The 4,138-nt window shown below is 34.1% G+C and carries 7 protein-coding genes; 3 read left to right on the forward strand and 4 right to left on the reverse strand.

Annotation, left to right across the window (positions count from 1 at the left end; genetic code table 11):
- Window positions 1–437: DUF4288 domain-containing protein (locus tag AC1DRF_RS18055; RefSeq protein WP_477741321.1), on the forward strand; the 437-nt coding region annotated here is incomplete at its 5' end.
- A gap of 137 nt (window positions 438–574) precedes the next feature.
- Here AC1DRF_RS18055 and AC1DRF_RS18060 read toward each other — a convergent pair.
- A complete protein-coding gene (locus AC1DRF_RS18060; protein WP_427075076.1) occupies window positions 575–1,144 on the reverse strand; it encodes an MEDS domain-containing protein in 570 nt (189 codons plus the stop codon).
- Window positions 1,145–1,569: 425 nt separating this feature from the next.
- The gene (locus AC1DRF_RS18065) at window positions 1,570–2,151 is read right to left on the reverse strand and encodes a manganese efflux pump (RefSeq protein ID WP_427075077.1); all 582 of its coding nucleotides are present in this window, start codon (window positions 2,149–2,151) and stop codon (window positions 1,570–1,572) included.
- 119 nt (window positions 2,152–2,270) lie between these two features.
- Between AC1DRF_RS18065 and AC1DRF_RS18070 the strand changes: the two genes are divergently transcribed.
- Window positions 2,271–2,912 (forward strand): DUF1232 domain-containing protein, encoded by a 642-nt coding sequence (locus AC1DRF_RS18070; RefSeq protein ID WP_477741322.1) that lies wholly within the window; start codon window positions 2,271–2,273, stop codon window positions 2,910–2,912.
- Window positions 2,913–2,959: 47 nt separating this feature from the next.
- Here the strand turns inward: AC1DRF_RS18070 and AC1DRF_RS18075 are convergent, their stop codons facing one another.
- Window positions 2,960–3,232: a DUF3973 domain-containing protein gene (locus AC1DRF_RS18075; RefSeq protein WP_477741323.1), complete on the reverse strand. Its 273-nt coding sequence runs from the start codon at window positions 3,230–3,232 to the stop codon at window positions 2,960–2,962.
- 253 nt (window positions 3,233–3,485) lie between these two features.
- Between AC1DRF_RS18075 and AC1DRF_RS18080 the strand changes: the two genes are divergently transcribed.
- The gene (locus tag AC1DRF_RS18080) at window positions 3,486–3,629 is read left to right on the forward strand and encodes a hypothetical protein (protein ID WP_427075080.1); all 144 of its coding nucleotides are present in this window, start codon (window positions 3,486–3,488) and stop codon (window positions 3,627–3,629) included.
- Window positions 3,630–4,036: 407 nt separating this feature from the next.
- Here AC1DRF_RS18080 and AC1DRF_RS18085 read toward each other — a convergent pair.
- Window positions 4,037–4,138, reverse strand: a 102-nt coding sequence (locus AC1DRF_RS18085; protein WP_477741324.1) for a WGxxGxxG family protein, incomplete at its 5' end; no start/stop codon positions are given.

Genomic DNA, 4,138 nt, shown 5'->3' on the forward strand with positions numbered 1-4,138 from the left:
ATGGGGTAAAGATTCTTTATAAGTATGGGGTAAAGATTCTTTATAAGTACTTAATAGTCGGTAAACCTAATATAGAAAAGATTGACGAAAATTATGAAGAACATCAGATATTTGAAGAAAGTATTTTATTAATTAAAGCCCAATCATTTGCTCAAGCCTATGAAATTGCAGAAAAGAAAGCAAAAGAATGTGAAGACAGCTATACCAACGTTTATGATCAGACTGTGAATTTCCAATTGATTGAGAGTTTAGATGCCTTCCTCTTATGTGAAGAAGATGAGTTCCCAAGTGGTACGGAAGTATATTCACGTTTTTTACATATACCTAAAGAAGAAAGTTTAGCTAATGTCTTATCTAGGCACTATCCAGAAGTTACGGAAGATGAAACAGAGCGGATACGAAAAAGCTTCATTTTAAGGAATAGAGATTTTAATTGAAGACTCACACTAGATATAAAGATACTATGGTATACATACTCTGGAGAAACAACAAATAAGGAGCCTTAAATAAGGCTCCTTATTTGTTCTCTATTTACCTTTTGCTTTTAAAAAATAATGTCCAAGGCCATTATTACTTACACTGCATCTGTCATTACATATAAATTAGACGGAGTAATTTCATTTTCTAAAATTAAGTATGGATGGCACTTCATTAAAGCCAGTTTAAGAACTTCTGGTACTCTCTCTTCATCATACGCGCATACTAAATACAATCCGCCGTTATTCACCAATTTGTCTGCTTCATTTTCAAACTCTTCTAAAATAGGTATAATCCCTTCTTGCTGTCCCCATTCTACATGAGCCCATATTTGAAAAGACGTATTGTTTTTATAGAAAGGATCTAAATGTTTAGAAAGGTGTTCAAAAATTATGGCAGGCTGAAAACTTCCACTTGAACAGTAATAATCAAAATTATTAATGGTATGTATATATGTTAATTGGTCTTTAGTTAAAATCCCCTCTAATCTTTTGAAAATCAGCGGGATTAGTCTTTCACTTTCTATAACTAAAGTATGTCTCTCCTCTTCAACCCCCGAAACAATATAAGACACAAGATTGTCTAAGTAACTTCTCATATCGTCAATATTATAGTAAATATGAACGCTTTCATTATTCTGTATCAATTGAGCAAACTGATTTTTCAAGTGTGTACGCTCCCTTATATAAAATCAACCTAAATTTTAAGACTCTTAAACTGGTAAATTGCCTGTTCATTAGAACAATTCTACGCTTTGCATTCTTATCTGTCAAAATTAGATAGTTTCCCCTTTGTTTTAGGGTATACGGCTGTTTTTTAGAATAGTATGCCTATGTGGTAAATGAGATAACGTTTGCGCCAGTTATTTTGGCGCTTTGGCTAAAGAATACTGTACCCTTCTCAAATACAATTAAAACTTAATAAGAAATAATGAAAGAATTAAGTTCATTTATCTCTTTATTCGATAAATTCTCATGTAGCATTAATAGGAGTATTAGCCATTTGTTTTTTACTTTGTATAACTTTTAAAACTAGTTACTACAAAATACAAAGAAAAAACGCCACTTGCTTTAGCAAGTGGCGCCTTTTCTTTTAAAATATTTGAGTAAAAGCTACAATTAAAATCGTGATCCCACTTATTAACGTTCCAAATTGACTCAATGTAAATTTCCCAATTTGAACATTTGCGGCTTTTTTCCCCACCATTACTCCTAGCCATACGGTTATAAAACTGCCAAAGGCTGATGTAAGCGAAATAGCTAAAGGCGATGAATCAAGCAAGCCTGCTCCCAGACCGTTTGTAAGTGCATTTGCTGAAAGTGCAACACCTAGAACACTGCTTTCGATCCAACCAATATATCGTACGTTTTCTTGACCACTACTATCTAATTCATCACTTCCGTTATTTCTTTGGGATCCAACTAATAAAATAATGCGAATCCCGATTAGCGTTAATAATACGACGGCTACAATAACATGGAACACCCCTGGCAAGATGGTTGAAATCCACCTGCCAAACATAATCCCCACCATGCTAAAGAGGAAACAAATAGCCGCTATCAGTAAATTAGAAAGCCATTTTATTCTTACCTTTCGTACTCCGTATGATATTCCCACACCGAAGTTATCTATACTCGATGATAGTGCAAAACCTAATATGAATAACCATTCCATTTTGTACTCTCCTTTTATTGATAATGTTGAGGAGATTTGCTTCCTTGTTGCATATATTGTTGATAAACCTTCAATAAAATGATTACTGCGCGTTGAAAAATATAAAGAGGTGAACCGCTATGTCTAACATCCAAAATGATCAAAGCCTTGGTTTGTTATTAAGGTCTTTATTAAAGGAAAATGCTTTATCTATGCGGAAACTTAGCTCACTTACGGGGATTGATACGGCAACTATCTCACGGATTATAAATGGAAAACAGCAAGCAAATCTACACCATTTAAAACAATTTGCGCACTATTTAAATGCTCCTCTTGAAGCATTAATTGACCCTGCTGGAGCTGCTTCAAACAATACAGAAAATGAATTAGAAACAGGCATTCATTACTCCATTGATAAAATTCAAGAAATACTTAAATCTTTTAATATAGTAGATACAAACTTTACGATTGAACGTGTCGAACAAGAACTAACAAAATATAAGCAATATGCACAGACAGACGAAGGACACAGCATGATTTGTAATAACTTTCAAGCCAAAATAGAGCAAGTCGGCAGCGTCGGAACCTTTATTGATCAATTAAAGCAAATGTATCTTGAATATTGTGATGAAAAAACATCAGCTGCCAAGCGCTCAATATTGGGAAGTGCGCTACTGTATTTTATTTTGCCTACCGATATTATCCCAGACTATGTCTTTCCAATCGGCTATTTAGACGATGCAATAGCTGTACAACTGGTAATGAATCAACTTACGGAATAACAATGGATTTCTATTAAGTGAAATGAACGCGGCATACCGTTCTCTATTTATTGTGAAAATGGAACTTTTTCTTGATCATGACGATGAGCAGGTAAATACTCTATTGCTTTCTTTAATTTAAATAATTCCTTTGGCACAATCTTTTTGATGATTTTTTCTTTTTCACATGGCTTGCATGACTCATGGTTACATCTATGCGCGCACATACCTAAAGGAATTTTCTCTCCTAAAAATGGATCTATATAAAATCCATTTTCAAACAGCTTACTCTTAATAACATTTTCATTTTGCAATCTGCAGCAAGTAACGCAATAGTACATTCGTTTTCCACTCTCTTTCTTATATTTGATTTTGAAACATCTTATGAGAACTCATCAACACAAGTGCTTGTTCCTATATTAAAATTTGAAGAAATCTCAACAGGCATTGAAGCATACTCAACACACGTCAATTACAAACATATAGTTTAATCATGACAGCATGAAGAGTTTCATACTTTGAGGAGGGAGAATGATGAAAGCAAGAGGTGTTGTGAACGCTGTAATGGGGATTTGACTCGTTATTACCCCTTAGATGCTTGGGTTTTCATACGATGCAGGAGTTACTTCAGCGAGCATTGTATTTGGGACCCTTCAAGTGATCATGTCTTTTTGGGGAACTAACAAACTAGAGTGGCAGTCACAACAAAACTGGATTTCGCTTATTACTGGATTATGATTTGTTCTTTTTCCCTTTATTTATTCATTAACAGATGGAGCGCTTTAGTCTAGCATTATACTTTAATTAATGATCATACTATTTAGCTTATGGAGCTTGAACTCTAAATCAAAACTAAACACTGTTAGTTAAAGAACAAATAATATTCCACTTTTTGCTTAAACTACTCAAGATACCGCAATGTATCGACTATGTGAGAATAATTCTCCTAGCAGAAAAGCTCCCTACGGAAATAAATAGGGAGTTTTTTCTGCTTTTTATGTAAAGCCCACACGGATTCAGTAAACATAATGTACTTTGTAGGAGATAACAAAGGTGCCCCTGATTGTTAGAAGACACCTTTGTGGACTCTAGAGAAAGCTAATCTTTGATAACCTTTATTTATCTCCACTCATGCAAAATAGATATTAACGAACTTTTTCTTCACGATCATCTCTTCTTTTAAGACCAAAAAGACCAACTAGTCCTAATAATCCAAGTAGTTCCCAAGGTGAATCATTGTCATCATC

The organism is Priestia sp. P5_B4, from assembly GCF_056400385.1.